This window comes from Butyricicoccus porcorum (assembly GCF_051246315.1).
GTDB classification, from domain to species: domain Bacteria; phylum Bacillota; class Clostridia; order Oscillospirales; family Butyricicoccaceae; genus Butyricicoccus_A; species Butyricicoccus_A porcorum.
Genome location: NZ_CP178353.1, coordinates 1,985,679 through 2,012,533 on the forward strand (window position 1 = coordinate 1,985,679; position 26,855 = coordinate 2,012,533).

29 protein-coding genes and 1 pseudogene are annotated in these 26,855 nt (G+C 50.8%); 26 read left to right on the forward strand and 4 right to left on the reverse strand.

All coding sequences use genetic code 11. The features are described 5' to 3' along the window. Nucleotides 1–78: 78 nt before the first annotated feature. Genes ureA through ACLM7Z_RS09835 form a run of 8 tightly spaced genes read left to right on the forward strand, consistent with a single transcriptional unit; the run spans nt 79 to nt 5,654 of the window. Nucleotides 79–381, forward strand: a complete 303-nt coding sequence (gene ureA / locus ACLM7Z_RS09800; protein ID WP_087020395.1) for an urease subunit gamma — start codon at nt 79–81, stop codon at nt 379–381. 12 nt (nt 382–393) lie between these two features. Continuing rightward, nucleotides 394–753 (forward strand): urease subunit beta, encoded by a 360-nt coding sequence (gene ureB / locus ACLM7Z_RS09805; RefSeq protein WP_087020398.1) that lies wholly within the window; start codon nt 394–396, stop codon nt 751–753. A 12-nt stretch (nt 754–765) separates the two neighbouring features. Then, nucleotides 766–2,487 (forward strand): urease subunit alpha, encoded by a 1,722-nt coding sequence (ureC, locus tag ACLM7Z_RS09810; protein WP_087020401.1) that lies wholly within the window; start codon nt 766–768, stop codon nt 2,485–2,487. Between the two features lie 27 nt (nt 2,488–2,514). Beyond that, nucleotides 2,515–3,024, forward strand: coding sequence for an AmiS/UreI family transporter (locus ACLM7Z_RS09815; RefSeq protein ID WP_087020405.1), 510 nt, complete (start codon nt 2,515–2,517; stop codon nt 3,022–3,024). A gap of 27 nt (nt 3,025–3,051) precedes the next feature. Next, a complete protein-coding gene (locus ACLM7Z_RS09820) occupies nt 3,052–3,531 on the forward strand; it encodes an urease accessory protein UreE (RefSeq protein ID WP_087020407.1) in 480 nt (159 codons plus the stop codon). Between the two features lie 11 nt (nt 3,532–3,542). Further along, nucleotides 3,543–4,232: an urease accessory protein UreF gene (locus ACLM7Z_RS09825; RefSeq protein WP_087020410.1), complete on the forward strand. Its 690-nt coding sequence runs from the start codon at nt 3,543–3,545 to the stop codon at nt 4,230–4,232. A 24-nt stretch (nt 4,233–4,256) separates the two neighbouring features. Beyond that, entirely contained in the window at nt 4,257–4,865 is a 609-nt protein-coding gene (gene ureG / locus ACLM7Z_RS09830) for an urease accessory protein UreG (protein ID WP_087020413.1), read from the forward strand. After that, nucleotides 4,866–5,654 carry an urease accessory protein UreD gene (locus ACLM7Z_RS09835; RefSeq protein WP_273350338.1) on the forward strand — a complete coding sequence of 263 codons (789 nt, stop codon included), beginning with the start codon at nt 4,866–4,868 and terminating at the stop codon, nt 5,652–5,654. It abuts the gene before it with no gap. 60 nt (nt 5,655–5,714) lie between these two features. On the opposite strand, the gene ACLM7Z_RS09840 is transcribed toward ACLM7Z_RS09835, so the two are convergent. Continuing rightward, nucleotides 5,715–6,857, reverse strand: a complete 1,143-nt coding sequence (locus tag ACLM7Z_RS09840) for an MFS transporter (RefSeq protein WP_435644963.1) — start codon at nt 6,855–6,857, stop codon at nt 5,715–5,717. Between the two features lie 194 nt (nt 6,858–7,051). On the opposite strand from ACLM7Z_RS09840, the gene ACLM7Z_RS09845 reads away from it, so the two are divergent. The 12 genes from ACLM7Z_RS09845 to ACLM7Z_RS09900 all read left to right on the forward strand — a co-directional run bounded on the left by ACLM7Z_RS09845 (nt 7,052) and on the right by ACLM7Z_RS09900 (nt 19,517). Further along, nucleotides 7,052–8,008 carry a tRNA-dihydrouridine synthase family protein gene (locus tag ACLM7Z_RS09845; protein ID WP_273349135.1) on the forward strand — a complete coding sequence of 319 codons (957 nt, stop codon included), beginning with the start codon at nt 7,052–7,054 and terminating at the stop codon, nt 8,006–8,008. Between the two features lie 225 nt (nt 8,009–8,233). Further along, nucleotides 8,234–8,602 (forward strand): metal-dependent transcriptional regulator, encoded by a 369-nt coding sequence (locus ACLM7Z_RS09850; RefSeq protein ID WP_087020425.1) that lies wholly within the window; start codon nt 8,234–8,236, stop codon nt 8,600–8,602. A gap of 135 nt (nt 8,603–8,737) precedes the next feature. Further along, entirely contained in the window at nt 8,738–10,966 is a 2,229-nt protein-coding gene (locus tag ACLM7Z_RS09855; protein WP_273349134.1) for an S-layer homology domain-containing protein, read from the forward strand. Between the two features lie 78 nt (nt 10,967–11,044). Then, nucleotides 11,045–11,422, forward strand: coding sequence for a NusG domain II-containing protein (locus tag ACLM7Z_RS09860; RefSeq protein WP_165761119.1), 378 nt, complete (start codon nt 11,045–11,047; stop codon nt 11,420–11,422). A gap of 24 nt (nt 11,423–11,446) precedes the next feature. Beyond that, nucleotides 11,447–11,953, forward strand: coding sequence for a Gx transporter family protein (locus tag ACLM7Z_RS09865; RefSeq protein WP_273349132.1), 507 nt, complete (start codon nt 11,447–11,449; stop codon nt 11,951–11,953). Further along, a complete protein-coding gene (locus ACLM7Z_RS09870; RefSeq protein WP_435644964.1) occupies nt 11,950–13,008 on the forward strand; it encodes an FAD:protein FMN transferase in 1,059 nt (352 codons plus the stop codon). Before ACLM7Z_RS09865 ends, ACLM7Z_RS09870 begins: the two co-directional genes overlap by 4 nt. A 15-nt stretch (nt 13,009–13,023) precedes the next feature. Continuing rightward, nucleotides 13,024–14,409: an FMN-binding protein gene (locus ACLM7Z_RS09875; RefSeq protein WP_435644965.1), complete on the forward strand. Its 1,386-nt coding sequence runs from the start codon at nt 13,024–13,026 to the stop codon at nt 14,407–14,409. Then, nucleotides 14,406–14,855 (forward strand): FMN-binding protein, encoded by a 450-nt coding sequence (locus ACLM7Z_RS09880; RefSeq protein ID WP_435644966.1) that lies wholly within the window; start codon nt 14,406–14,408, stop codon nt 14,853–14,855. Before ACLM7Z_RS09875 ends, ACLM7Z_RS09880 begins: the two co-directional genes overlap by 4 nt. Then, the gene (locus ACLM7Z_RS09885; RefSeq protein WP_435644967.1) at nt 14,852–15,730 is read left to right on the forward strand and encodes a 4Fe-4S binding protein; all 879 of its coding nucleotides are present in this window, start codon (nt 14,852–14,854) and stop codon (nt 15,728–15,730) included. The genes ACLM7Z_RS09880 and ACLM7Z_RS09885 overlap by 4 nt, the downstream gene beginning before the upstream one ends. Nucleotides 15,731–15,987: 257 nt before the next feature. After that, on the forward strand, nt 15,988–17,043 hold the full coding sequence (locus ACLM7Z_RS09890; RefSeq protein WP_087020446.1) for a LacI family DNA-binding transcriptional regulator: 1,056 nt from the start codon (nt 15,988–15,990) through the stop codon (nt 17,041–17,043). A gap of 603 nt (nt 17,044–17,646) precedes the next feature. Beyond that, entirely contained in the window at nt 17,647–18,072 is a 426-nt protein-coding gene (locus tag ACLM7Z_RS09895) for a MarR family winged helix-turn-helix transcriptional regulator (protein WP_087020449.1), read from the forward strand. A gap of 86 nt (nt 18,073–18,158) precedes the next feature. Then, nucleotides 18,159–19,517, forward strand: coding sequence for an MATE family efflux transporter (locus ACLM7Z_RS09900; RefSeq protein WP_087020452.1), 1,359 nt, complete (start codon nt 18,159–18,161; stop codon nt 19,515–19,517). A gap of 196 nt (nt 19,518–19,713) precedes the next feature. On the opposite strand, the gene ACLM7Z_RS09905 is transcribed toward ACLM7Z_RS09900, so the two are convergent. Next, the gene (locus ACLM7Z_RS09905; RefSeq protein ID WP_242969840.1) at nt 19,714–20,964 is read right to left on the reverse strand and encodes a ferritin family protein; all 1,251 of its coding nucleotides are present in this window, start codon (nt 20,962–20,964) and stop codon (nt 19,714–19,716) included. Nucleotides 20,965–21,369: 405 nt separating this feature from the next. Between ACLM7Z_RS09905 and ACLM7Z_RS09910 the strand changes: the two genes are divergently transcribed. From ACLM7Z_RS09910 to ACLM7Z_RS09930, 5 genes are all read left to right on the forward strand, one after another. Continuing rightward, a complete protein-coding gene (locus ACLM7Z_RS09910) occupies nt 21,370–22,155 on the forward strand; it encodes a class I SAM-dependent methyltransferase (RefSeq protein ID WP_087020457.1) in 786 nt (261 codons plus the stop codon). Between the two features lie 248 nt (nt 22,156–22,403). Next, entirely contained in the window at nt 22,404–22,646 is a 243-nt protein-coding gene (locus tag ACLM7Z_RS09915) for a hypothetical protein (protein ID WP_435645786.1), read from the forward strand. Further along, the gene (locus tag ACLM7Z_RS09920) at nt 22,552–23,031 is read left to right on the forward strand and encodes a response regulator transcription factor (protein WP_435645770.1); all 480 of its coding nucleotides are present in this window, start codon (nt 22,552–22,554) and stop codon (nt 23,029–23,031) included. The genes ACLM7Z_RS09915 and ACLM7Z_RS09920 overlap by 95 nt, the downstream gene beginning before the upstream one ends. A gap of 67 nt (nt 23,032–23,098) precedes the next feature. Then, nucleotides 23,099–24,046: a sensor histidine kinase gene (locus tag ACLM7Z_RS09925; RefSeq protein WP_435644968.1), complete on the forward strand. Its 948-nt coding sequence runs from the start codon at nt 23,099–23,101 to the stop codon at nt 24,044–24,046. A 152-nt stretch (nt 24,047–24,198) separates the two neighbouring features. After that, nucleotides 24,199–24,372, forward strand: a complete 174-nt coding sequence (locus ACLM7Z_RS09930) for a hypothetical protein (RefSeq protein WP_435644969.1) — start codon at nt 24,199–24,201, stop codon at nt 24,370–24,372. Nucleotides 24,373–24,393: 21 nt separating this feature from the next. Here the strand turns inward: ACLM7Z_RS09930 and ACLM7Z_RS09935 are convergent, their stop codons facing one another. Together ACLM7Z_RS09935 and ACLM7Z_RS09940 are read right to left on the reverse strand one after the other, a co-directional pair. Continuing rightward, nucleotides 24,394–25,302 carry an IS3 family transposase gene (locus ACLM7Z_RS09935; RefSeq protein ID WP_435644970.1) on the reverse strand — a complete coding sequence of 303 codons (909 nt, stop codon included), beginning with the start codon at nt 25,300–25,302 and terminating at the stop codon, nt 24,394–24,396. Next, on the reverse strand, nt 25,299–25,637 hold the full coding sequence (locus ACLM7Z_RS09940) for a transposase (RefSeq protein ID WP_087021933.1): 339 nt from the start codon (nt 25,635–25,637) through the stop codon (nt 25,299–25,301). The genes ACLM7Z_RS09935 and ACLM7Z_RS09940 overlap by 4 nt, the downstream gene beginning before the upstream one ends. Before the next feature lie 236 nt (nt 25,638–25,873). Between ACLM7Z_RS09940 and ACLM7Z_RS09945 the strand changes: the two are divergent. Beyond that, nucleotides 25,874–26,770 (forward strand): annotated as a pseudogene (locus tag ACLM7Z_RS09945) (IS3 family transposase); the annotation flags it as partial. Nucleotides 26,771–26,855 lie beyond the last annotated feature (85 nt).

Sequence of the window (26,855 nt, forward strand, 5' to 3'; positions counted from 1 at the left end):
TATGCGCAGTCTACAGAGTTGTTTGCATGCTCTGCTGACTGCGATTTTTTATTTACTCGGACAGAGAGGAGCAATATTATGCGTCTGAATCCAAAGGAGCAGGAAAAGCTGATGCTGCACATGGCAGGCAATCTTGCAAAGGAGCGCAAGGAGCGCGGCCTGAAGCTGAACTATGTCGAAGCGCTGGCGTATATCAGCTCGGAGCTGCTGGAGCTTGCCAGAGACGGAAAGACAGTTGTTGAGCTGATGCAGCTCGGCACCAAAATCTTGACCAAAGAGGATGTTATGGACGGTGTAGCCGATATGATCGGTGAGGTTCAGGTAGAAGCCACCTTCCCGGACGGCACCAAGCTGGTCACCGTCCACAACCCGATTCAGTGAGGAGGCAGGAACATGAAAATCGGCGAAATCATGCCCGCAGATCGCGATATCGTTCTGAATGAAGGCAAAAAGACTGTTACCATCGTTGTTGCAAATAAGGGCGACCGTCCGGTTCAGGTCGGCTCGCATTTCCATTTCTTTGAGGCAAATAAGTGCCTGTCCTTTGACCGCGATGCGGCATATGGCTACCATCTGGATATTCCCTCCGGTACAGCTGTCCGCTTTGAGCCGGGCGAGGAAAAGGAAGTCCAGCTTACCGAGATGGGCGGCCGTAAGCGTGTGTTTGGCCTGAATGACCTGACCTGCGCACAGGCAACCGATGCAACCAAGGCGGCTTCGCTGGAAAATGCCAAGCGCAAGGGATTTCTGTAAGGAGGGACAATCATGAGCATTTCGATTTCTGGCAGCAAGTATGCTGCAATGTACGGCCCCACGGTCGGCGACAAGGTCCGTCTGGCGGATACCAGCCTGGTCATTGAGGTCGAGAAGGATTACACCACCTACGGCGACGAAGCCAAGTTCGGTGGCGGCAAGACGCTGCGTGACGGCATGGGTCAGTCGGTCAAAACCCGCAGCATGGACGGCGACCTTGATCTCGTCATCACCAATGCACTGATTGTCGATTCCACCGGCATTATTAAGGCGGATATTGGCATCAAGGACGGTAAGATTGCGGGCATCGGCAAGGCGGGCAACCCGGATACGATGGACGGCGTCACGCCGGGCATGACGGTCGGCGCGTCCACCGAGGCACTCGCGGGCGAGGGCATGCTGGTCACCGCGGGCGGCATTGATACCCACATCCATTTCATCAGCCCGCAGCAGATTGACTGTGCACTGTACAGCGGTGTCACCACGATGATCGGCGGCGGCACCGGTCCGGCGGACGGCACGAATGCAACCACCTGTACTCCGGGTCCGTGGAACATCAAGATGATGCTCAAGGCGGCGGAGGAATACCCGATGAACCTCGGCTTCCTCGGTAAGGGCAACTGCTCTGATGAACAGCCGCTGATTGAACAGGTCAAGGCGGGCGCGATGGGTCTGAAGATTCATGAGGACTGGGGCGCAACCCCGGCTGTTATCGACCACTGCCTCAACGTCGCGGATGAATACGACGTACAGGTTGCCATCCACACCGATACCCTGAACGAGGGCGGCTGTGTTGAGGATACGCTGGACGCGATTGCCGGACGCACCATTCACACCTACCACACGGAGGGCGCAGGCGGCGGACATGCGCCGGATATCATCCGCGCGGCAGCAGCACCGAATGTACTCCCGTCTTCCACCAACCCGACCATGCCGTTCACTGTCAACACGCTGGACGAGCATATGGACATGCTGATGGTCTGCCACCATCTGGACAAAAACATTCCGGAGGATATTGCGTTTGCGGATTCCCGCATCCGTCCGGAGACCATTGCGGCGGAAGATGTCCTGCACGATATGGGTATTTTCAGCATGATGAGCTCTGACTCGCAGGCAATGGGTCGTGTCGGCGAGGTTATTACCCGCACCTGGCAGACCGCCAGCAAGATGAAGGACGAGCGCGGTGCATTGCCGGAGGACGAGGGTCACGGCAACGACAATTTCCGCGTCAAGCGTTACATTGCAAAGTATACCATCAACCCGGCGCTGACCCACGGCATTGCCGACTATGTCGGTTCGGTCGAGACGGGCAAGTTCGCCGATCTGGTTCTGTGGAACCCGGCATTCTTCGGCGCAAAGCCGGACATTATCATCAAGGGCGGCATGATCCTCGCCTCCAAGATGGGCGATGCGAATGCATCCATTCCGACCACCCAGCCGGTGCTGTATCAGCCGATGTTTGCGGCGCACGGCAAGGCAAAGTTCGAGTCCTGCCTGACCTTTGTCTCTAAGGCTGCCATGGACGCGGATGTCAAGGGCGCATACGGTCTGGAAAAGACGGTCGTTCCGGTTTCCGGCTGCCGCAAGATCACCAAGAAGGACATGGTTTACAACGACCGCACGCCGGCGCTTACCGTTGATCCGGAGACCTATGAGGTCACGGTTGACGGCGAACCCATCAGCTCCAAGCCGGCAGAAAAGCTGCCGCTGACACAGCTGTACAGCCTGTTCTAATTCTACTGCATTCAGGAGGAAACCAATATGTTAGGCGTTTGCCTGTTATTCGTTGGCATTGTACTGATTAACAACGGTATGTGCAACCTTTATCACGTGGACGGCAAGTCCGCCGCCGTGATGAATATCTTCACCGGCGGCCTGTCGCTGTTCATCAACTTTGTCAATCTGGTTCAGGGCAACTACTATGCCGCCGGCACCGGACTGCTGTTCTGCTTCACCTATCTGTTTGTCGCCGTGAACAATTTCCTCGGCAAGGCAAATCCGATCCCGTTTGCGTGGTTTTCCACGTTTGTCGCGGTCAATGCCGTCATTTTCGGCATCATTGAGGGCGTCACCGGCAGCGCGGCACTCGGCATTGTGCCGGACTGGCGCTGGGCTGTGATCTGGTGGCTGTGGGCCATCCTCTGGGGCACTGCCTTTGTCGAGGACATCATGGGCAAGAAGCTGGGCAAGTTTACGCCCTGCCTCCAGGTTTTTGAAGGCGTTGTCACTGCCTGGATTCCGGGCGTCATGATGCTGCTTCAGATCTGGTAAAACAAACACGAAATGAGGAATTGAGTTATGCTTTGCGAACAGGTTTTTGGCACGCTGCGCGATATTGATACGGTCGGCAAGACGGTGGAGACCGTCGATATCGAGTGGCATGAGGCGTTTAAGAAAATCCACAGAAAGACGACAGACAAGGGTCATGAAGTCGGTATCCGTATGGATGATTCCGTGCTCACGCGCGGCCTGCGTCAGGACGATGTGATTTATGTGGATGACAATACGGTGGTTGTGGTGAACATCCCGCCCTGCGAGGCGATCCGGGCAGAGGTACGCCGGGATCATCCGCGCCAGATTGCGAAGCTCTGCTACGAAGTCGGAAACACGCATACAACGATGTTCCGCGGCGAGGATGATTTTACGTTTTACATCCCGTATCATGAGCCGATGATGGACAAGCTGGGCAAAATCCACGGTGTGACGGTCGAAAAGACAACAGTACGGTTCGATTTTGACAAGTCTCTGTCATCGACCATCAACAACCACCATCACTGATGGGTGCGGACATGAACGAAACACAGTTTTATCTTTTACAGGTCAACGATGCACTGTTCCCGATTGGTGCTTATTCGCATTCGCAGGGACTGGAAACTTATATCCAGAAGGGCATTGTTCATGATGAAGCGACAGCGGAGGAATATATCTCGCACAAGCTGCGCTGGAATCTGGCATATACCGATCTGCTCGCTGTGCGCCTTGCCTATGAGCGCGCGCAGGCAGAAGATCTTGCCGGGCTGATGCGGCTGGAAGATCTGCTGGCAGCATCTCGTTTGCCGATGGAGCAGCGGGAGGCTTCCCGCAAGATGGGTTCCCGGTTTGCGAAGACGATACAGAAGCTGGAGATCAACGGTCTCGGCGCGGTTTTTTCCGAATATCTTGCCGCACGCAGCAGGAAGCCGATGACACACTGCTGTATTTACGGCGTCTTCTGTGCGGCACTCGGGATCGGACTGGATGATGCGTTGTCGCATTACCTGTATGCCCAGACATCCGCTATGGTCACCAACTGTGTCAAGACCATCCCACTCAGTCAAAGCGCCGGACAAAAACTGCTGAGCAGCTGTTACAATTCCTTTCAGGAAATTCTCTCCTCCGTCCGCGAATGGACGGAGGAAGATCTCTGCCTCTCGGCGCCCGGTTTTGACCTGCGGGGCATTCAGCATGAAAAGCTGTATTCCCGCCTCTATATGTCATAACAAACAGAAATGGAGTAAGCAATTATGTCTTATGTAAAAATTGGTGTCGCCGGGCCGGTCGGTTCGGGCAAAACTGCGCTGATCGAAGCGCTGTCCAGACGCATGGCAGAAGAATACAGCATCGGTGTCATTACCAACGATATCTATACCAAGGAGGACGCGGAATTCCTTGCGAAGAACAGCGTCCTGCCGATTGAGCGCATTATCGGCGTCGAAACCGGCGGCTGTCCGCACACCGCAATCCGTGAGGATGCTTCGATGAATCTGGAAGCGGTCGATGATATGATGGAGCGCTTCCCGGATATTGAACTGCTGTTTATTGAGAGCGGCGGTGACAATCTCTCCGCAACCTTCAGCCCGGAGCTGGTCGATGCGACCATTTTTGTCATCGACGTCGCAGAGGGTGACAAAATCCCGCGCAAGGGCGGCCCGGGTATTACGCGTTCCGATCTGCTGGTTATCAATAAGATTGATCTTGCACCGTATGTCGGCGCGAGCCTCGAGGTGATGGAGCGTGACTCCAAAAAAATGCGAGGAGATCGCCCGTTCCTGTTCACCAATATCCGCAGCGGCGAGCATGTGGACGAGGTCGTCGACTGGATCAAGAAGAACGTCCTGCTGGAAGGAATCTAAATGGACAATCAATTCGGAAAAACCTCCCGGCTTTCGGTTTCAGCGGTATGCCGCGATGGCAGGACAATTCTGGACGATGTGTCCTTTACCGCACCATATAAGCTGATGAAGCCGTTTCCCAAAGCAAATGGCGGCATACAGATTATGCCGGTGTGCGCGTCGGCGGGTATCATGCGCGGCGATACGCAGGAATTTGCATATCATGTCGGCGCAGGTGCCGATCTCGAGGTACTGTCGCAGTCATTTGACAAAATCCATAAAATGGACAGCGGTTCGGCATCCCGGCACATCCACATTGAAGTGGAGCCGGACGCCGTGCTGTATTATGCGCCGCAGCCGGTCATTCCGTTTGCACAGTCCGCTTTTGACAGCGAGATGGATATTCATCTTGCGGATGTTTCTTCTCGCTTTTTTTTGCAGGATATCATTTCCTGCGGCAGAACTGCCTATGACGAACGGTTTGCCTACCGCAGATTTTCATCAAAGGTATGGATTACGCGCGGGGAGGAACTGATTTACCGCGACAACACGCGGTACGAGCCGGACAAAATGCCAATGGAGGGCATGGGTATGTATGAGGGCTATACGCACATGGCGAATTTGTTCCTCTCCGGCCCATGCACACAGCTTCAGGAGCCGATCTGGGACATTCTGGAGCAGGCAGAGGCAGAAGGCGGTGTGACCGCGCTGACACAGGGCGATCTCGCGGTTCGTATTTTCGGAACTCGTGCGCAGCAGCTCCAGCAGACTGCGGAGAAAATTCGCCAGCTGTATGAAAACAATCTTTGACCAGAATATTCTGTGATAAAAAGAGGCTCTCGAATTGCTGTTCGGGAGCCTCTTGACACGTTATTGGTCTTTTTTTGCGTGTTCCAGTCGGACGAGCAGGAGAGAGCTGACAAGCATGCCCGCGACAGCGGCGGTGATTGCCATCATGCCGGCAGAGATACCCAGTCGTGCACCGACTGCACCCGTGATATACGGCATGACGATTGCTCCAATTCCGGCAGTAGGCAAAAGAATGCCCATGGCACGCGCCGACATGGCAGAGCCGACACAGGCGACGGCCGTCGGGTTGATGCCTGCGATGGACAGTCCGAACAGTGCGAGAAAGGCCAGAGCTGCCACAGAATGGTGCGCGTTCATCAGCCCGACATAGGTGATAAGACAGCAGACTGACATGAGCGCCAGCGCGCGCGGGCGGCTGCGGATGGGCAGGACAAATGCAACGGCAAGTCGTCCGATCAGCGTCGCCAGCCAGATCACAGTGATGGTTCCCTGACTCCAGAAGGGCGGCAGGATACCGGTATCCTTAAAATAGGTGACCATCCAGCCGGTCACGCTGATTTCTGTGCAGTTTTGGAAGAAAATCAGGGCAGTCAGAATCCAGAAGCGTGTGCTGCGCAGAAAGCTCCAGTCGCTGTCTGCCTGTCCGGATGTCCGGCGGGTGGTGGACAGCCCTGCCTGCGAAAATAGCAGCCACAGCAGAAGGCCGCAGACTGCAAAGCCAAACATGGACGCGTTCCAGCTGATCCGACTCAATGCGGCGATAAACAGCGGGGAGAGCAGCGCGCCGACGGCATATGCTGCGTGAATGAGGTTCAAAGAGCGCGTGCGGTCGACGGCTTTTCCGGCGAGCACGTTGCTGGCGTTGAGTGTGCTGCCCTTTCCGATGCCTGCCAGAAAGAAAGCGGCGAACAGCCAGAGCGGATTGCCTGAAACTGCCATCAGACAAAAGCTGAGCATATAGCCTGCCGAGAGCAGGAGAACCGTGCGCCGGTCACCGAGATATGCGGGCAGCATGCCGGTCAGAAAGGCAGAAACCAGATTGCCGACGCTGAGCGCTGCGAGAAGGGTTCCGCCCAATTCATAATCAAATCCGTACCGATCCTGTAAAATTGTGAGCAGCACGCCGCCGCTTGCGACACATGCGCCGCTGAAAAACATCGTGCCGCGGGCGCAGATATCCGGCCGTAATGCCTGTGTTGCCATTGTTGTCCTCCTGTATTGTCAAAATTATCAAATTTTGTTGCTCTGAAAATCATACCGCATATATTCTGGTGTTGTCAACCGCAATTTCGACAAGAACCGCATTGGGTGTCGGCGTTGATTTTTGTGTACGGATACCGTATACTGAAAGGCAAATAAAACAGATGGATACATATTATATAGGATGGATTTTGACGATGAGATATTATTTTGCCCCGCTGGAAGGGATCACCGGATATATATTCAGAAACACCTATCAGGAGCATTTTGGCGCGATCGATGCCTATTTTTCCCCTTTTTTGGGGCCGAATCGCGACGGCGGGCTTCGGTCAGGGGAAATCAATGACATTCTGCCGCAGAATAACAGCAGAATACATCTGGTACCGCAGATTCTGACCAATGATGCTGCCGCGTTTGGAACGGTCGCAGACCGGCTGTGCGAATACGGCTATGAGGAGGTCAATTTGAACCTCGGCTGTCCATCCGGGACTGTTGTCGCCAAGAAAAAGGGTGCAGGTCTTCTGGCGGAGATGGAACGGTTGGAACGCTTTCTGGATGAAATTTTTTCGCAGTGCTCCATTCGGATTTCCATTAAAACCAGAATTGGCAAGGACAGCCCAGAGGAATTCCCGGCACTGCTGGAGCTGTTTAACCGGTACCCGGTTTCTGAGCTGATTGTCCACCCGCGCGTACAGACAGATTTTTATAGAAACCAGCCCAACTGGGAGGCCTTTGCCTGCGCTGTAAACGGCGCAAACATGCCGGTGTGTTACAACGGTGATTTATTCACGACAGAAGACATCTACCGCTTTGCGGCACGGTTTCCCACGGTAGAGACAGTCATGCTTGGGCGCGGTTTGCTGTCCAATCCCGGTCTTGCGGCGCAGGCAGAGGGACATGCACCGACAGATAAAAAGCACCTGTATGGCTTCCATGACGCGCTGCTGGAACGATATCAGGAGGTTTTATCCGGACAGCGCAATGTGTTGTTCAAGATGAAGGAGCTGTGGGTATATCTCAGCTGCCTGTTTGAACATCCCGAAAAATACGCCAAAAAAATCCGAAAAGCGCAGACGCTGGCGGCATACCGCAAGGCAGTCGATGAGCTGTTCGCGGAGCAGGAACTGCGGAACGAATCCAGCTTTGCAGGATAATGGAATCGGACACATGGTCTGCGCTTCTGTGCATGCAGAGCGTAGATTTTTGTACCCTTGCGCCGAGATGGACGAGACACGGAAGTTAGTGAATGCTTAAAATTTTACCGGTAGTGATTGACAGCCCGTTAGATGTGTGATATGCTGAAAACTAGTTAGCATAAGCTAATAAGATATGCTTTTTCGGCAACCATATATGCCGGAGAGACAGGAGGAGGCAGGTAGATGGAACTGACAAGTACACATCTGCGCTATTTATTGACAATGTACGAGCTGTCAAAGACCGGGAATGATATTCGACTGACAGAAATTGCGAGTATCCTACAGGTCAAAAAAGCGTCAGCAGCGCGCATTGTCGCTGTTTTTCGTGACAAAGAGCTGGTGATTCAGCAGCCGTATGGCAAGGTCCATCTAACGGAATATGGCAGGCAGACGGCGGGCCTGTATGAGCAGTGTGTGGACAACCTCGCAGCGTGCCTGATCCGTGCAGGACTTCCTCTGAGCGCGCAGGAAGCACAGCAGGCCGCCTGTGTTCTGTTGACAGAGCTGCCAGAGGCGTGTATCCGAAAGATGAAAAAAGTTGTTGACAACTAACAAGAGACGCGCTATAATTTACCTGTCAGAAATAAGAAGAAAAGTTGCGTGGAGAGTTTGCTCCACGCAACTGCTTTTTTCAAAGAAAGTTAGCTCATACTAACAACACCACACGCGGACAGAAAGGAAAGTAACGTGAAAAAGAATAACAGATTTGCAGTACGTGCGTGCAGCATTGTGACCGCAGGCGGCATGTTGCTCGGCAGCGGTGCAGCGTTGGCGGCGAATTCGGATATCACCGGACATTGGGCAGAAGCTACGCTTCAGGCATTTATTAACAAGGGTTATCTGGCAGGCTACGGTGACGGCATTTACAAGCCGGACAACACCATTACCCGCGCAGAGTTCTCTGCGATTGCGAATGAAGTCAAGCAGTACACCGAAGGCAGCGCGAATATCGCACGATATACAGATGTTTCGGAAAAAGATTGGTTTTATGCGGATCTGAGTGCGGCGCTGAAGGCTGGATATATGAAGGGTACCACTGCAACTACGATGGAGCCGAATAAAAATCTGACACGTGCAGAGGGCTTTACGATGGTTGCCAATATGCTTGGTCTGGAATGCAACGGAACACGTGCGGATTTGAAGGGCTTTGCGGATGCGGCAGACGTTCCGGAGTGGGCGGTACCGTATGTCGGTGCACTCGTGCGCGAAGGTCTGATTGCGGGCTATCAGGCTGCCGACGGCAGTGTGACCATTCAGACGGGCAACAGCATGACGCGCGCAGAGGCCATTGTCATGCTGAACAAGTGCCTGATGGGAGATCCGGATGAATTGGTCTATGTCAGCATGAATATCCCGTATGCGGATTTCTATGCGGCGGAAATCAACAATACGGATGCGGTCGATGCCGTTTCGTCCGCAACCAATGCCAAGTCGATCAAGAATGGCGAGGGTGAACTGAACGAAGGTACCTATAACGACTACAATGCAGATACCTGGGTTGCCGGGGAGTCGCGTGTCAATATCAAGGGTGTGACCTATCCGGTTGCGGTTTGCAGAGGTGATCTGGCGAAGCTGCCGCAGGCGCAGAGCGCACAGTCGGATTATTATTACACCATGCTCGACAGTGCGCCCGCTGTTTACAAGACGCTGACCGTCGATGGAGACAAGCTGACATTTGGAAAGGCGGAGTGCGAGGCGCAGAAGTTGGAAGCTGGCGTTTCGATTTCGACCAACAGCGCGTGGGGCGATTACCAGTTAGAAATTGACACCGATGCATTTGACAATGCCAAGGTGTATGGTGTCGTCCTGTCTGCGGAGAAGGACGGCGTGACAACCGCCTATGGTATGCGCCATCAGGAGAACATCTGGAGAAAAACGGAAATCGCATGGTCGTCCGGCATCAAGACCACGGAGCCGCACGGCAATACGCTCAATTCGGAGCACTATGTCGGCCTGATGGGCAGCACGATCCAGTCGGTGACATATTATACCGATGCGGGTGTGTATACCATTGACTGCAATGCTTATGTGGCAAAGAAGTTTGTCAGCACGCTTGCCGTTGAAAATGCACCGGCAGATAGTGGCCGCACTGCTGTCTCAATGGAAGACTTCCCGGAGGACTATGACAAGCAGTATGTGGTCACCAATGCAAAGGGAGAAACGGTTGAAGGCTTTGCCTGCGATGGTCAGAGTGTTTCCTGGACGGGGACTCCGACTGTCGGTCAATATACATTGACGGTTTCCGACCAGAGCGGCGTCTATGCACCGGTATCTACGTCCTTTGTGCTGACAAGTGATGCGGTTGTAGCGGCTTATGACGCGCAGAATATCCAACTGATTCGTGCCGAGGATGCTGCGGAGGATGATTTCTCCAATTATCTGGCCAATATCGCAAGCGTCACAGTCGGTGAAACCTCCTATAATGCGAGTGGAAAGCGTTCCGTCAAAATCATCAATGATGACGGTACAATCAACTTGGAAGCAAAGTCAGGTGAGACGGCGATTTTTGAAGCAGGCAAGACCTATTCCGTCGAAGTCACGGCGACGGGCTATACCAAAAATCTGAGCTTTACGTTGTCTGTTCCGGGCGGTGAGCAGACGCTGACCGGAACTGCGACCACTGAGCCGGATGAATTCCACGATTTTGACGCCTATGATATTACCATTGACGTCGTTGTGGAGAACGATGTTGTGAAGTCGATTGCGCTGAACACCGGCTGCAAAATTGATGACGAAAATCTGACCTATTTCAACAAGGCAATGAACGGCAGAGGCTCGAAGGCAGGTATCGCCGCACAGCTGACCGGCAAAAGTGTCTCGGAGCTCTCTTCTGTGGAGTGCGACGCCGTTTCCACTGCAACCTGCTCCTCCAATGCGATTGTGAAGGCAGTGCAGAATGCAGTCAAGGGCGAATAACGAACAACAGGTAATACAAACGGCATGCCTCGGCCGGGTCTTCCGGCCGGGGCACGCTGTCTGGCGGGAGGATTTTACGTGGAGCTGAAAAAACAGGATATCATTTTGATCTGTGGCCTTTTGGCAGGAAGCCTGCTGTTCGGTTCCGCTCTCGCGCTGGGACGAACGGACGGAGATACGGTTGTCGTACGTGTCTCCGGAGAGAAGGTTGCAGAGTTTTCACAGAACCGAAACACGGTATATTGTATTGAGGGCGCAGGCAGCGGAGTCAATGCACTTGTGATACAGGACAGAGAGGTCTGGCTGGAGGACGCGAGCTGTCCGGATCAGCTGTGCGTGCATCAGGGTCATATCCGGCATGTGGGAGAAAGTATTATCTGTCTGCCCAATGAGGTGGTTGTTGCCATCGAAGGAAAAGCAGAAGGAAGCGCGGCGCCGGATGTTGTGGCGTCTTGAATACACTGTGAAAGGGAGCAATCGATGAGAAAGACCAAATGTTTGGCTGAATATGGCATGCTGGCGGCACTCGCCATGGTGCTCAGCTATTTGGAAACGCTGATTCCGGCATTTTTTGCCGTGCCCGGTATGAAGCTGGGATTGACCAATCTCGTGGTGCTGGCAGCGCTGTACCGTATGGGTGCGCGGCCGGCAATCACCATCAATTTTGTGCGCATTATCCTGACGTCGATGCTGTTCGGCACGGCGGTCAGCCTGTGGTATTCACTGGTCGGCGGCCTGATGTCCGGGGCGGTTATGATTGCGCTGAAGCAGACCGGAAAATTTCAGCCGCTGACAGTCAGCATAGCGGGCGGCGTGGCACACAACGTCGGACAGATTGTGGTCGCCATGCTTGTCATGCAGACAACCGCGGTTGCATGGTATCTGCTGGCATTGTGGGTGTCCGGCATTGCGGCAGGTGCGGTTATCGGACTGCTGGGTGGCTGGCTGATTGACCGCCTTCCGAAAACAGAAGGGAGCATGGCATGAGAAAAGATTGGATTGCAGGCGCGCTTACCGTCTGTCTGCTGCTCACGGGCTGCGGCACGGGAGCAGAAAATACAGCAGAAGCCGCAGGGAGCAGCGTGCAGACAAATACAGAAGAACCTGTGAGCAGGGAAATCTTTGCAATGGATACCTATATGATCATCACAGCCTACGGTGAAAATGGACAGGAGGCAGTGGATGCCGCCGAACAGGAAATTGATCGGCTGGATGCACTGTTGTCTACCGGCTCGGCGGACAGTGAAATCTCGAGACTCAATGCCGCAGGAACAGCACAGCTGTCAGAGGATTCCGCAGAACTGGTGTCCCGCGCGCTGGAAATCAATCGCGGAACAGGCGGCGCATTTGATATCACAGTCTATCCGCTCATGCAGGCGTGGGGCTTCACGGACGAAGCCTATCAGGTTCCGTCGGACAGTACGATTGCGGCGCTGTTGGAGCACACCGGAAGCGATCAGCTGGACTGGGATGATGACAGCAACACACTCACGCTGGGAGATGGACAGGCAGTTGATCTCGGCGGCATTGCAAAGGGCTATACCTCCGGCCGCATTATGGAGTTGTTTGATGAATACGGCGTTCAGAGCGGTCTGGTTTCGCTCGGCGGAAATGTGCACGTGCACGGCACAAAACCGGACGGCGATAAATGGCGCGTCGGTGTTCAGGACCCCGAAAATTCGGAGAATGTTGTCGGTGTGCTCGAGGTGACTGACTGTGCAGTTATCACCTCTGGTGGCTATGAGCGGTATTTTGAGCAGAACGGAACAACGTATCATCATATTATAGATCCGTCCACGGGCAAGCCTGCGGACAGCGGACTGTCTTCCGTTACCATTGTGAGTGCCGACGGCACACTTGCAGATGGCCTTTCAACGGCGTTGTTTGTCATGGGCGCAGATAAAGCAGCAGAATACTGGCGGCAGCATGCGGATGAATTTGACGCAGTGCTGATTGCAGATGACGGTTCGATTTCTGTGACGGAGGGTATCGCGGATGCCTTTTCCAGCGATCAGTCCTTTGAAATAATTTCACGAAAGTAATGCGGGAGGCAGAACATGCGTATTTTTCACAATGATACAGTTGACAGACTGGCAAAACGACTGATTCCGGGCGTGGCGGTTGCAGGTCTTGCCGCATGGGGCATTGCATATGGCGGACCGGAGCTGGAAAATGTTCCGGGGCTGATTCCACGGGCGGAGGCAGTTGAGCTGGAAAACGGGGAAAGCACATCTTCGGGTTCCGCCGCGGGTACACTTGCGGCGCTCAATGCGGCAAGCCAGGGAGGAACTTCTTCCGACCCGTTTACAGACGGTACCTATAAAGATGGCACGTATACTGGTACGGCACGGGGCTTTGGCGGCAATATTACCGTGAAGGTAACCATTTCGGGCGGGAAAATTGCATCGATTGATGTCGTTTCTGCACCGGCGGAAACGCCGTCCTATTTCGCACGTGCCAAGGGCGTCATCTCTCAAATTCTGTCCAAACAGAGCCCCAACGTAGACACGGTATCCGGTGCGACCTATTCCTCCAACGGAATCATCAATGCGGTCAAGCGTGCGCTCACGCAGGCGGCAGGCGGCACCTCCAGCGGGGAGGATGAAACATCGTCTGTTCCGGCAAACCCGACTACACCGACTGAACCGGCCAAGCCAGATGATTTTACAGACGGCACATATAAGGATGGGGCTTATACCGGCACTGCTGAGGGCTTTGGCGGCAATATTACCGTGAAGGTAACCATTTCGGGCGGGCAGATCAAAGCCATTGATGTGGTTTCTGCAAAGGATGAAACACCGTCATATTTTGAAAGGGCAAAGGCAGTCATTGCACAGGTCATTGCAAAACAGACACCAAATGTTGATACAGTGTCCGGCGCAACCTATTCGTCCAATGGCATCCTGAATGCGGTGCGGCGCGCACTCACACAGGCTTCCGGACAACCCGAAGAGCCGGAGCAGCCCGATACACCGGAACAGCCGGAGGAACCGACGACGCCTCAGGAGCCGGATGAGAATACAGAGACAGAGGACATGGTCTATTCGGCAGAGGTATCCTGCGTGCCGGATGAATTCGGCGATTTTGACGCGTATGATATGACGGTTGCCGTTACGGTGCGCCAGACGACCAAAACCGAGACCCAAACGGCAACAGATGCGGACGGGAACACGAAGACCGTAACGAAAAAAACGGTAACACGTGCGCTTTCCAATATCGCTGTTACCCGGCCGGATGCCGCTTCTGAAAATTGGCGGTATATCACCTGGGCATTGGACGGCAGAGGCAGTGCAGCGGGTATCAAGGCACAGGCAATCGAAAAACAGAGCTTTGGCGGGCTGGATGTGGTCAGTCGGGCAACCTGTTCGTCCAAATCCATCGTGGAAGCGGGCAAAATGCTTGACCTGGCGCTCGGCACGACAGTCACGGAGGAGGAACAGTGAAGCATCGCGAATTTTGGATGCGCGCGGCAAGTCTGATTGTCGCAGTGGGTGCGCTGGGGATTTATCAGGCAAATGCGCTGCAATGGCAGCGCGCGGAGGAGGCCAATCAGCTCGCCATGCAGCGGGCACAGGAACACAATGCTGCCGCGCAGCAGGCAGTTTTTGATACAGCAGCGGACTATCAGGACGGTACCTATGCCGGAAGCGGTGAAGGCTTCGGCGGGACAGTTTCCGTTGAGGTCACTGTATCCGAAGGAAAGTTGGCGGATATTGCCGTCACAGCCGCAAATGGCGAAGATGCTGCCTATCTGGATCGGGCAAAGCAGATCATTGACCGCATGCTCGCAGCACAGAGTGCGGAGGTGGATACCATCAGTGGTGCGACCTTCAGCTCGACCGGCATCAAGACTGCTGTACAGCAGGCGTTGGAAGGGGCGAAAAAATGATTTCATCGAAAACAGAACAAAAGCCCGTGTCTCCGAAGAAGCGCGTGGCACAGCGCCGCCGCCTGCGGGCAGGCATTCAGCTGATCTTTTTCCTGCTCGCACCATCAGTCTATACCGCAGCGTTTTCCGGCACCAAGGAAATTGCCACAGCAATTGGCGCGGGTGAGCCGCTTGCATTCAGTTCTTTTGCTGCCGCATTGCTGGTGATATGCGTATATACGATCTTGTTTGGACGGTTTTTCTGCGGCTACGCGTGCGCATTCGGCTCATTTGGCGATGCGGTTTACGCGCTGTCCCAGCTGATCCAGCGCAAGATCGGACACCGCCTGCCACAGCCTCCCGAATTGGCCGTGCACCGGATGCAGAAAATCAAGTATCTGGTGCTGGCAGCCATTGTGATTTTGTGCGCGGCGGGCGTCTATGCAGGCCTGTCCGGCTGGAGTCCATGGGATGTCTTTTCCATGCTGACAGCACTTAAATGGTGTGGGTCGGCGTATGCGCTGGGCAGTATCCTGCTGGCGCTGATTGTGGTCGGCATGGCGGTAAAGGAACGGTTTTTCTGCCAGTTCTTGTGCCCGATGGGCGCGGTATTTGCGCTGTTGCCCGTCGTCGGGCGATATACACGCAACCGGGAAAGCTGCCTGATGCGCTGCTCTGCATGCGCGAAAAGCTGCCCGGTCTGTGTTGAAACGGATGCGGACAATGTGCGCATGGGTGAATGTATTTCCTGCGGCAAATGCAGCGACATCTGTCCAAAGCGCAACATCTCGTATGCAGGGCACATCAGCGATGGCAATGCGCCGCTCGCAGTGCTGCTTCGCGCCGGGATTCTGTTTGCCGTATGTGTAGTGTTTGGACTGGTGCGCGTGTTATAAATAATCCTCCTTTTATCTGTCCATCAGAACAGGAAAGAGTGGAACTGCGGAAGAATAGCAGGTCGGCTCTTTTCCTGCGTGTGTGGGCACCTTCCGGCGATTCTGTGGGCTTGGCCGGCTTGTGCCGGACTGGATAGAAGAATCCGCTTTACTTTCCTCTGCATTTGCACTAAAATAAGGAAAAACAGCTGCGGCAAACGGGCAGTATGTACCGGGAAAACCGGCAGAACAGCAGGTGAATCGGAGGCTTTCTTATTATGGCAGTCACACTCAAAACGCTCGCTGAGCATACAGGCTTTTCCCTCGCTACAATTTCACGCGTCCTCAACAATGATCCTTCTATGACGGTCAGTGAGGAGACACGTCGGATTATTTTCGATACAGCGAAAAAGCTGGGGTATGCAGGCGGTTCCGGGCGGCGGACACAGCGCATTGTTACGGATACCATGACAATTGGTATTGCAGAAATGCTTTCCCCGGCGGAACAGATGGCAGACCCTTATTTTATGTATCTGAAGAATTTTGTCGAGCAGACCTGCTATGAGCAGAAAATGCAGACGGTCATGCTGCGTGCCGATTCAGATGGATATCATGCGTTGTCTGCCTCCGGCATCGATGGCATCATTGCCATCGGATATTTTTCCGATGTACAGATTGCCTCCATGCAGATGCTCAGCAATAACATTACTTTTTTGGATTCTTCTCCGGACGAACTCCGACACGATTCAGTTGTGCTGAATTTTGAATTGGGCATGAAACAGGCGCTGGATTATCTGCGTGAACTGGGGCACAGCCGCATTGGATTTATCGGTCCCAAACGGCTCGGTGATGAGACCAAACGCATTGTGCGCGAGCCACGGCGGCGGTATTATGAGCATTATATGCGGGAACGTGGACTGTTTCGCCCCGATTTGGTAATTGAAGCGCCGATGCGTGACCAGATGATTGTGGAAAATGAATTCAGCATGCGTCTGCGCGCAATGGAGCGGGATTCTGCACCGACAGCGATCGTCACAGTAAATGAGGAATGCGCCATCGGCGCGATTCATGCGCTGCGCAAGTTGCAGGTACAGGTGCCGACGGATATGAGCATCGTCAGCTTTAATGATACCGTGATGTCATCCGTGGTCGAGCCGCCGTTGACCAGCGTCAGCCCGCATTTGGACTTTATGGCGGCGACTGCCGTGCATCTGGTCATGCAGCGCGCCTCTACGCCTGCACACCGACCGGAACGGCGCTATCCGCAGAAGATCGTGATCCCGCCCGCGCTGGTCAGACGCAGCAGCACGGCACCATATATAGAGAAAGAATAGCAGAAGCGTTACCCCGTTCGGTTTTCCCATTTGATATGTACCTCCAATACTGGACACCCAGTATTGGAGGTACATATCATTATCATAGGTTTGTTCTATATCCGCTTTTTTACCCCCTGTTATTGTAATATTTCCAGCAGTTTTGCTCGGCTTATCGAAAAAGCACCGCTTATGCGGTACTTTTTCGATATAATAAAGAGGGGGATGTGCTGGTAAATGGGCAGGAGAACAGAGTAGTAGAGAGCGTCAGTTTAGATATGTTAGTTCCGCGGGATGATCTGCTGAGAAAAAATAGATGCAGCAGTAGACTTCAATCGAATTTATGAATTTGTAGATGATTTCTTCGTTTTGTTTTTTGCATTTGTGTTTTTTCTCCCATATACTTCAAAAACCTGCTTTGGCGTGATACCAAAGCAGGCTTTTTCTACAAATAGCAGGAGTATATCCAAAAGGCTGTCACAGCCGTTTTTTTGCCGGCACTATTTTTCGGTTGCCTGTGATATCGATGGATGTTTCATTGGATTATTTAGCAAAAATCAAAAGTATGCTATTGACTTTTGTGCGTATGTGCAATATAATGGAATCCATTGAGGAGGTGCTGATATGACCGATCAAAATTCCTGTGGGATGCTGCTCAAACAGATCAATGACGAACTGGAAAAGAGAGCCAACAATAAACTGCGGGCGCAGGACTTAACAATGGCTCAGCTCTGCGCACTCATGATGCTAAACCAAGCGTCTGAACGGCAGATGACGCTGAAAGAATTGGAACGAAAGCTCCATGTTGCCCAATCCACAGCAGCGGGCATTATCACTCGACTGGAGCAGAAGGGATTTGTTGAAGGTTTCGGAGATGCCGCAGACCGCAGAATCAAAATGGTACGCATCACGAAACTGGGAATTCAGTGCTGCATGACAGCTGAAAAGAATATGGAGCAGGAGGAAGCCACGCTTCTCTCTGGGCTGACGGATACAGAACGGATTGTTTTTATCAGTCTGCTCCAGAAAGTCCGCAATACACTCTCATAAAAACGGTCCGATTTCAGTCGGACTTTTCCAAAACTATATCAATAGCATGCGATTGACAGCATGCTTGTGTTTAAGGAGCAACTTCAATGGAAAATCAAAAATCAATGGAAGTTTTTAGTTCTATGCCAGTGCCAAAGGCGGTGTTCAAGAATGCAGTCCCCGCGATGGCTGCTATGCTGATGGTTTTGATCTATAATCTGGCCGATACCTTTTTTATCGGGCAGACACATGATGCCTTACAGGTGGCTGCTGTTTCTTTAGCAACGCCGGTGTTTCTGATTTTTATGTCCATCGGTTCCATCTTAGGTATTGGTGGTACTTCTGTGATCTCCAGAGCGATAGGAGAGGGACGTTTTGAATATGCACGGAAGGTGTGCGCCTTCTGTATGTGGAGTTGTGTCGATATCGGTATTGTGTTGTCCACGCTGATGCTGATTTTTATGGACCAGATTCTTGCCCTGGTCGGCGCAAGTGCGGATACATGGGAACTGGCAAAAAGCTATCTGACCATCGTTACCTGTTGTGGGCCATTCGTCCTGATCTCCAATTGCTATTCCAATGTAATCCGTGCGGAGGGAGAATCCGGAAAGGCTATGATGGGACAACTTCTGGGAAATCTTCTGAATGTCATTCTCGATCCAATCATGATCTTAGGCTTTGGTTGGAATATTGTAGGTGCTGCCATTGCTACCGTTATTGGTAATGTGGTAGGTGCAGGCTATTATATTCTCTATTTCCTGCGTGGGAAGTCCTCTCTCAGTGTCAATATCAAGGATTTCACACTGAAGGGTAAGGTGTGCAGCAGTGTCCTGGCCATCGGTGTCCCTGCCGCTCTGGGATCTCTGCTTATGAGTGTTTCACAGATCATTATCAACAGCCAGATGGCCGAATACGGAGATATGACCATCGCCGCTATGGGCGTTGCCATGAAGGTCGTGACTATTACTGGTATGGTATCCATGGGGCTCGGCCAGGGCGTCCAGCCGCTGCTGGGATACTGCGTCGGTGCAAAGCTCTGGGGTCGATTCAAGAAGGTGCTTCGCTTCTCTCTGACCTTTGCGTTGTGTTTGAGCCTTGTTTTGACTGCGGTATGCTATCTGTTTACCAATCAGATTGTCAGTGCATTCCTGACGGACGCCATGGCGTTTGATTACGCAGTACAGTTCGCACGCATCCTGCTGACCACCAGCTTTTTGTTTGGTGTCTTTTATGTAATAATTAACGCACTTCAGGCCATGGGTGCCGCTACAGAATCTCTGATTATCAACTTGAGCCGTCAGGGTATCATCTTCATCCCAGCGCTGTTTCTTTTGAAAGAAATGATGGGTCTGACTGGTCTTGTCTGGGCGCAGCCTGTTGCAGATTTGATTTCTATCGTATTTGCGGTTATTCTATATATCCGTATTTCACAAAAAATGATGAATACAAACACTGTTTTAAATTGATTTCCTGATTTTCGCAGATTTTCGACTGGCTGCCGAATCTGGTTGCAATCCAACAAATATAATGTAATATAAACAGTAGGAGGCTGCTCTTGAAATGGAGCAGCCTCCTTTGGCATGACACAGAATACATATGGGAAAACGGAATTTCGTTTGGATTCAGGCAAATGAACATAAATTCCTGATATCGTTCAGCAGGTCAGCTTTGAAATACCTCAAATTGCCGTTTTGGACCTCCGCATACTGGACAGCGATCTGGAACCGGATCTCCGGTCATCACATAACCGCAAATCGGACATACATAAACTGTTTCTTTATCAAAGTTGTCGATTGCTGCTGCTTCCTTTAGCAGTTCGGTATGAACTTTTTCGGCAGCAGCAGCTCCCGAAAACGCTTGTTTTGTCAGTGGTGCGTCTTTTTGGAGCGCATACTCTTCCATCATTTTGTAAAAATGTTGATATTCAAACTCTTCGCCGGGAATAAATGCTTCCACCGACTCTCCGAATGGCATTTTATTTTGAATGACTGAATAAAAATTTCTGGCATGATGATATTCTGATGCTGCCAATGCTTCGAAAAGATTGGCAATTCGATCCATTCCACGTCTTTTTGCGCGATCCGCAAACATCAGATATTTCAGATGTGCCATCAGTTCGGACGCTACTGTCTTTTCGAGATTTTCTCTCAAAATAGGCACTTTTCGTTCTGTGTCATAAGCGTTTTCGGAGAGCTCATCAAATCGGTATGCAAGCTCATTTTTTTCCATGAAAAAGTGAACCATATGATGCTCTACGTCACATGCCCGAATATCCTCCGACACATCTTCTATGAGGGCACCTCCGCCACCTGTACAGATCAGGGGAATCCCATCTATACGATCTTCAAATCTGGAATGCACGTGGCCACACAGGAAATATTTTACCTTGTTCTTCCATGGTGTGTAGGCCTCTTTTAGCCGTTCGAATTCTTCTTCAGATACAGAATTTCGAATAAAATGATTTGGGATTGGAATATGAAAGGCAATAATGACCTGATGAACCTCTTCCATTTGAAGTACTTGCTTCAGAAGTTCCAGTCCATCTGATTCAAAGGTTCGCATGGCATTGTCCAGAACGACCACAGAAAACTCTTTTGCAAGTAATGCATAGTTTTTTCTTCCGAAATAATCGGTATAAGCTCCGGTATCATGATTTCCGCGCAGTACATAGATATCGTTATGTGCAATTACTTCGGTTAATGCACTGATTTCTTCGTAATAATGTGCATTTCCTGCCGGAACCAGATCACCTGCAATCAATGTAATGTCGTCTTCGGCACTCTTTTCCAGTGTCCCCGCATACACCTTCATATTGTATGTGCCCAGTCCTTCACAACCGGGATCACCAATGACTCCCATGGAATTTACCCACGGGAGACGTATAACTGGTTGCTCTACTTTCTGAATTTTCATAATATGCATACCTCATCTTTCTATCATAAATCATTACGTATATGAAATCCTGTTGCCGGAAGTTGGAATAGTTGTTCTGATAGCAGGGGCATATTGGATTATCAACTTCTGTCGTTTCACTATCACTATTATCATACCATAATCTTTGACGCAACACTACAGCAATGCAAATAAATAGTGCATTCTGTTGACAGATATTACGATCGATAGGGTATATGGTATCTATTTTTGCCGCTTTATTTTTTCACCTATGATGAATTGGAAAATCGGACCAGCACGAAGGGCAGAGATACCATACGTGCCACATAGAATTGAGCACTGCTAGCCAGTATTTTCATTTCATGTTATAATATTATAATATTTGTTTTAATGGTATGAATAAGGGGAGATGGAGGAGATAGATCGATGACGAATACGAGGGACAACGATACGCAAAAACACTCGGAAAATCTGATTGTTTTTGCCGATAGTGGCGCGGACATCGAAGAGGCTGAATGGTTAGCACAGCGATTGAGCGTAGAAATCACATGGGACAAGTCCAATGCGGAACACGCGGATTTGATGCTTCGGTTGGATGCCGACGGCCTTTCGTTGGTAAGCGGAGAACTGGTGCTGCGCGGTGATTTCACCCATATGCTGCCGCGGCTCAGACCTGCTAATCTGCAACGTGAACTTCTTGTGCGTGCGGCGAAAATAAAAAACGCGGATTATACACTGAAAGCAGTTGATGCCACCGCCGGACTGGGAGAAGATGCGCTTTTGCTGGCAGCAGCTGGATTTTCTGTACAGCTCTACGAATATGATCCGGTGATCGCGGCACTGCTGCGGGATGCCCTGCGACGGGCAGCGGAATTGCCGGAGTTGGCAGAGATTGTCGGACGAATGCAGCTTTTGGAAGAGGATAGTTTGGCTGCACTGCCGCAGCTGGCAACTGCGCCAGATGTGATTTTGCTTGACCCTATGTTCCCGGAACGGCAGAAAAGTGCACTGATAAAAAAGAAGTTCCAGCTCCTTCAAAAGCTGGAACGGCCGTGTGCGGATGAGATTGAGTTAGTTAATGCAGCTGTTGCGGCACATCCTCGCAAAGTGGTTATCAAAAGGCCGCTCAAAGGACCGTACTTGGCGGGTCGCAAACCCAGCTATTCACTTAAGGGAAAGGCGATTCGATATGACTGTCTTGTATTGCCGTAATCATACGTATATACACAAATGGATTGGAAAATTATGCTGGTTATGCCAATGAACGTGAAAATTATTTGTTTGTACGCACGAGCAAGGAGACAGTTGTAACATGTCTGAATCTGGTTCATTTTGATATCACAAAACAAAAAAGAGGTAAGGTAAACAACCTGTGTGATGGGAAAGATGGCTGCCTCTGATGCACTGCAATGATAAAATGAAAAAGTATAACATCAATACCCGGAAGGAAAAAGAAACACATGAGACTGTTATACGCTGAGGACGAACGCGGCATGTCTGAAGCAGTCGTAGACATTTTGACCTATCACAATTACATTGTAGATGCTGTTTACGACGGAGAAGAAGCACTTGCGTTTGCCCAGACGCAGCAATATGCTGGATATCATGATGTCAAAAATAGATGGACTGGAAGTGCTGAAGCGTCTGCGGGCAGGTGGATGCAGTACGCCGATTTTGCTCCTGACAGCAAAATCGCAGATTGAAGATCAGATTATGGGTCTGGATATGGGCGCGGATGATTATTTGCCCAAACCCTTTTCTATGAAGCTGCTGCTGGCCCGTGTTCGTGCCATGCTTCGCCGCCGAAACGAATTTACACCTGATATTTTAAGATGCGGCAATATTTCTCTCAACCAGCAGAGTTATGCGCTGTCCTGTGGGAATCAGACTGTCGTGCTGCCAAAGCTGGAATACCAGCTGATGGAGCTGCTGATGTTGAACGAAGGCATGTATCTTTCTACAGAGGAACTGCTGTGCAGAGATTTCAGACCGGGAGACCAGGCAAAACCAACGCCCCGACACCCCTGCAGATCTGCCGGGAATGGAACGCTCTCAGGATCCACTGCCCTTTGGCAATCGAAAAAATGAGGAGGATATATGGATGTCCTCCAATTTTTTTGTCGTTCGTCTGAATGAATCGGGAGAGGTGATTTATGTGGATGTCAGCCGCACCTCAACGGTCACCCAAGAGGAAGCCGTTGTGTTGGCAGGACAGGCAGAGGACAATGCAACGAAATCCGGAAGGATTGGGCAGTACCGGTATCAGATCACACAAATGAATACTGCAGAAGGAACTGTGGTGGTATTTTTAGATACTTCAGATGAAATGTTGTCATATCTGCGGGTTTTGCTGCTTTCAGGAAGCGTAGGAATAGTTTGCTGGTGCCTGATGCTATTGTCGGTATTTCTGCTTTCCAAACAGGCGATCCGTCCGATTGCGGAAAATATGGAAAAACAAAAACAGTTTGTTACCAATGCGGGACATGAAATCAAGACTCCTCTCGCAATTATTCAATCCAATACAGAGGCAATGGAATTATATCAGGGAGAAAACAAATGGAGCCGGAACATCAAAGAACAGACAGAACGCCTTTCCGATTTGATGCAGCATTTGCTGCTGCTTTCCCGGATGGATGAAGGAGTGGAGCATGTGCATGCAATTGACTTTTGCTTTAGCGATCTGCTCATGGAATCTGTACGGAGTTTTATGCCATTGATGGAATCCAAACAGATTGATGTACATACGCATATTCCGTCGGATGTCCAAATCCATGCGGATCAGAGTCAGATAGAACAGTTGTGCTCCATTTTGCTGGATAACGCTGTAAAATATACCAACGAAGGCGGCCGGATTCAGATTGAGCTGATGCAGAAAGAAAAACATCTGCAATTCACGGTGCAAAATACCTGCAAGAGACTGCCTGCTGTATCGCCGGATAAGTTGTTTGACAGATTTTTTCGCTCGGATGAAGCACGTACACAGAAAAGCGGCGGGTATGGGATTGGGCTTTCGGTGGCAAAAGCTATCGTTCAGGCAAATCACGGGGACATTCGTGCATCTTATATGGAACCGGATGTGATTTGTTTTACCATTTGTGTGTAAACGCATGATTCTCTGAATATTCACAAGGACTTCACGAAATCTTCGTGGAGTCCTGTCTTTTTCTAAGCTTGGACTGGAGTGGTATCATTTAAGTAGAGTCGGAAAACTCACCAAACTATGATAGAATAAGAACAAAGGAACGGTGAGAAATCATGGCAAGAAGCTACGATAAAGATTTTAAAGAAGAAGCATTGAAGCTCTCAGATGAAATCGGAGCAAAGAAGGCGGCTGACCAGCTTGGAATCCCCTACAATACAGTCACAACCTGGCGAGGTAAGCGAAAGAAATACGGAGATCAGGCATTTGAAGTTGTCAAGATCAGTTGACACATTTTGCTCAAGGATTTGCTAAGCAGCTTTCTTTAGGGAATGATAGTATCTCTGGCGCTTTACCATCGGAGGCAGCCCGCCATTTCTGGAACAGATACGGCGGTTATTCCAATACCCGATAAAGAATCTCCAAATCATCGTCTTGAGTTCATCAATGGTCATCTTTTCGGTGTTGTAACGTCCATAAAGTAGTTCAACCTTCATTCTGGCCCACATGCTTTCGCAGCGTGCATTATCATGGCATCTTCCACCAGCACTGTTCATACTCTGAAGGATTCCATATCGGCCGATGGCTGCCCGATACTCCTGACTGGTATATTGTGCTCCTCTGTCACTGTGAATGATAACGCCACGCAGATCGTGGCAGGCATCATGGGCATTCTTCAGCGTCTGAACACACAGGGATGCTCTCATGTTGGTATCCATTGCAAGCCCCAGAACACAGGAATCGTAGCAGTCAAAGACAGCGGATACATATAGCTTTCCATCTTTTCCTTTGACTTCAGTAATATCCGTAACGCACTTCGTTAGTGGTTTGTCTGCGTCAAAATTGCGTCTTAGCAGATCATCGGATTTACGAGTTTCCTTATCTGCTCTGGTAATGCCATTGGGCTTGCGCCTTGGTGTGTGGCTGATACCCAGTTCCTCCATGATCCGGTATACCGTCCGTTCACTTGGAATTTGCACGCCCTGTGGCTGTTTCAGACGTAAAGCCTGATACATGCGGATTCGACCGTAAGTATCGTTGCATTCGTCTTCTGCAAGGATCTCCAGCATGGCATCAGCCAAATCCTGATACTTCCATGGGCGAGTCTGGGCCTTCAGATATTTGTAGAACCCCTGCCTGCTGACATGGAGCGACTTACAGTAGAATGCGATTTTCCCCGTGTTCTGGCCATCGTTGGTTTTCAAGGCAATGAATTTCATTCTTTCGTTCTTGCAGACCTCCGACGGCTCGCGGCGAAAAAAGCGCTGGCTTCCTCCAGAAATTCATTTTCTTCTCTGAGGCGTTTGATTTCCTTGTTCTGCTCTTTCACCTGTTTGCGAAGCAGCTGAATTTCTTCACTCAGAGTCATGGCTCTTTGCGGTGTCTGTGTGCCGGCTCCCAGGCTCAAGTTGCCCAGACGGTACTGACGCATCCATGTATGCAGGGTGTTCGCTGGAATACCAAGTTCTTTGGCTGCCTTCGTTGTACCAATTTCCAACGCCAGTTTAACTGCTTGTACTTTATATTCCATATCATAGGTTCTGTTTTGTGGCATCGTTGTTGTCTCCTTTTTCTCTTGATTATATTTTTAATCCTTGAGAATCAGTTGTCAACTAAAATTATACAACATCAATTTGTAGGAAGTGGTCATAAACAACTGCCGGCAAGCGAGCAGGAACGAAGAATGCTTGAGCTGGAGAAGGAAGTCAAAGAGCTCCAACGAGCTAACGATATACTTCAGGAGGCTCTTGGTTTTTTCGCAGCGCGCCGAAAGAAGTAAAAGCACATGAGCGATACCGCTTTATCCACTCTATACAGACAGATTCAGATAAGGAGTGGAGTGTGGAACTATTATGCAGAATTCTTCATGTAAGCGAATCTGGATATTATCGATATCTGAAGAATCTCAGTAAGCCGTCTAAGGACGCGCTTCTTTCGGCGGCAATAGACAGGATTATGAATGAATCCGATTATAATGACAATTACGGCGTGGAACGAATGCAGCTTGCCTTGGAGCAGAACGGATTCCACACAGGAAAACGTAGAATCAGGCGAATTATGCACGAAAAAGGTCTGATTCACGGCAGACCCAGACGTCCGCATGGTTTAACACGCGCTGCCACCGAAATTCAAGAGGAGGAAAATCTGATCAAGCAGGATTTTCGGGCTGATACCCCGTATCAAAAACTGCTGACAGATATCACGCAGATCGGCTGCCTGGACGGAAAACTCTATATTTCCCCGATTATGGATTGCTTTAACGGTGAGATTCTTTCTCTTCAGATGGATGACAATATGCGAAAAGAACTTTGTATCAATACACTCAAGGCAGTTGCCTGCCGGTATCCGGTTCGAGGCGCGACACTTCATAGCGATCGCGGAAGCCAGTATACCAGCGAGGCGTTCAAGAAAAAACTTTCTGAATATGGTATGCTGCAGAGCTTAAGCGGTGTGGCACACTGCTACGATAACGCCCGAATGGAGAGCTTCTTCGCAACTTTGAAGAAGGCACTGCTCTATAGAATTCCTACTTACCGAATGCCAATGGCGGAGGTTAAATCTATTATCTTTCGATATGTGTTTATCTACTATAATCGGAAGCGAGTATATACGTCGAATCCCTTAGGGCTTCCACCCGCTGTTTATAAGACACATTACCACAATATGTATCATTCATCTGCTGCTTAAAATTTGTGAGTTTTTAGACTGCACTTTTCTTGACAATTCCAGACTAAGGTTATCGGGGTAAAATGTTTTCATAACATTTTTGAAA

Excerpts from the sequence above, each read along its gene's own strand:
- ureA (WP_087020395.1), top strand. The coding sequence starts at position 79 with ATGCGTCTGAATCCAAAGGAGCAGGAAAAGCTGATGCTGCACATGGCA.
- ureB (WP_087020398.1), top strand. The coding sequence starts at position 394 with ATGAAAATCGGCGAAATCATGCCCGCAGATCGCGATATCGTTCTGAAT.
- ureC (WP_087020401.1), top strand. The coding sequence starts at position 766 with ATGAGCATTTCGATTTCTGGCAGCAAGTATGCTGCAATGTACGGCCCC.
- ACLM7Z_RS09815 (WP_087020405.1), top strand. The coding sequence starts at position 2,515 with ATGTTAGGCGTTTGCCTGTTATTCGTTGGCATTGTACTGATTAACAAC.
- ACLM7Z_RS09820 (WP_087020407.1), top strand. The coding sequence starts at position 3,052 with ATGCTTTGCGAACAGGTTTTTGGCACGCTGCGCGATATTGATACGGTC.
- ACLM7Z_RS09825 (WP_087020410.1), top strand. The coding sequence starts at position 3,543 with ATGAACGAAACACAGTTTTATCTTTTACAGGTCAACGATGCACTGTTC.
- ureG (WP_087020413.1), top strand. The coding sequence starts at position 4,257 with ATGTCTTATGTAAAAATTGGTGTCGCCGGGCCGGTCGGTTCGGGCAAA.
- ACLM7Z_RS09835 (WP_273350338.1), top strand. The coding sequence starts at position 4,866 with ATGGACAATCAATTCGGAAAAACCTCCCGGCTTTCGGTTTCAGCGGTA.
- ACLM7Z_RS09840 (WP_435644963.1), bottom strand. The coding sequence starts at position 6,857 with ATGGCAACACAGGCATTACGGCCGGATATCTGCGCCCGCGGCACGATG.
- ACLM7Z_RS09845 (WP_273349135.1), top strand. The coding sequence starts at position 7,052 with ATGAGATATTATTTTGCCCCGCTGGAAGGGATCACCGGATATATATTC.
- ACLM7Z_RS09850 (WP_087020425.1), top strand. The coding sequence starts at position 8,234 with ATGGAACTGACAAGTACACATCTGCGCTATTTATTGACAATGTACGAG.
- ACLM7Z_RS09865 (WP_273349132.1), top strand. The coding sequence starts at position 11,447 with ATGAGAAAGACCAAATGTTTGGCTGAATATGGCATGCTGGCGGCACTC.
- ACLM7Z_RS09870 (WP_435644964.1), top strand. The coding sequence starts at position 11,950 with ATGAGAAAAGATTGGATTGCAGGCGCGCTTACCGTCTGTCTGCTGCTC.
- ACLM7Z_RS09875 (WP_435644965.1), top strand. The coding sequence starts at position 13,024 with ATGCGTATTTTTCACAATGATACAGTTGACAGACTGGCAAAACGACTG.
- ACLM7Z_RS09885 (WP_435644967.1), top strand. The coding sequence starts at position 14,852 with ATGATTTCATCGAAAACAGAACAAAAGCCCGTGTCTCCGAAGAAGCGC.
- ACLM7Z_RS09890 (WP_087020446.1), top strand. The coding sequence starts at position 15,988 with ATGGCAGTCACACTCAAAACGCTCGCTGAGCATACAGGCTTTTCCCTC.
- ACLM7Z_RS09895 (WP_087020449.1), top strand. The coding sequence starts at position 17,647 with ATGACCGATCAAAATTCCTGTGGGATGCTGCTCAAACAGATCAATGAC.
- ACLM7Z_RS09900 (WP_087020452.1), top strand. The coding sequence starts at position 18,159 with ATGGAAAATCAAAAATCAATGGAAGTTTTTAGTTCTATGCCAGTGCCA.
- ACLM7Z_RS09905 (WP_242969840.1), bottom strand. The coding sequence starts at position 20,964 with ATGAAAATTCAGAAAGTAGAGCAACCAGTTATACGTCTCCCGTGGGTA.
- ACLM7Z_RS09910 (WP_087020457.1), top strand. The coding sequence starts at position 21,370 with ATGACGAATACGAGGGACAACGATACGCAAAAACACTCGGAAAATCTG.
- ACLM7Z_RS09915 (WP_435645786.1), top strand. The coding sequence starts at position 22,404 with ATGAGACTGTTATACGCTGAGGACGAACGCGGCATGTCTGAAGCAGTC.
- ACLM7Z_RS09920 (WP_435645770.1), top strand. The coding sequence starts at position 22,552 with ATGTCAAAAATAGATGGACTGGAAGTGCTGAAGCGTCTGCGGGCAGGT.
- ACLM7Z_RS09930 (WP_435644969.1), top strand. The coding sequence starts at position 24,199 with ATGGCAAGAAGCTACGATAAAGATTTTAAAGAAGAAGCATTGAAGCTC.
- ACLM7Z_RS09935 (WP_435644970.1), bottom strand. The coding sequence starts at position 25,302 with ATGAAATTCATTGCCTTGAAAACCAACGATGGCCAGAACACGGGGAAA.
- ACLM7Z_RS09940 (WP_087021933.1), bottom strand. The coding sequence starts at position 25,637 with ATGCCACAAAACAGAACCTATGATATGGAATATAAAGTACAAGCAGTT.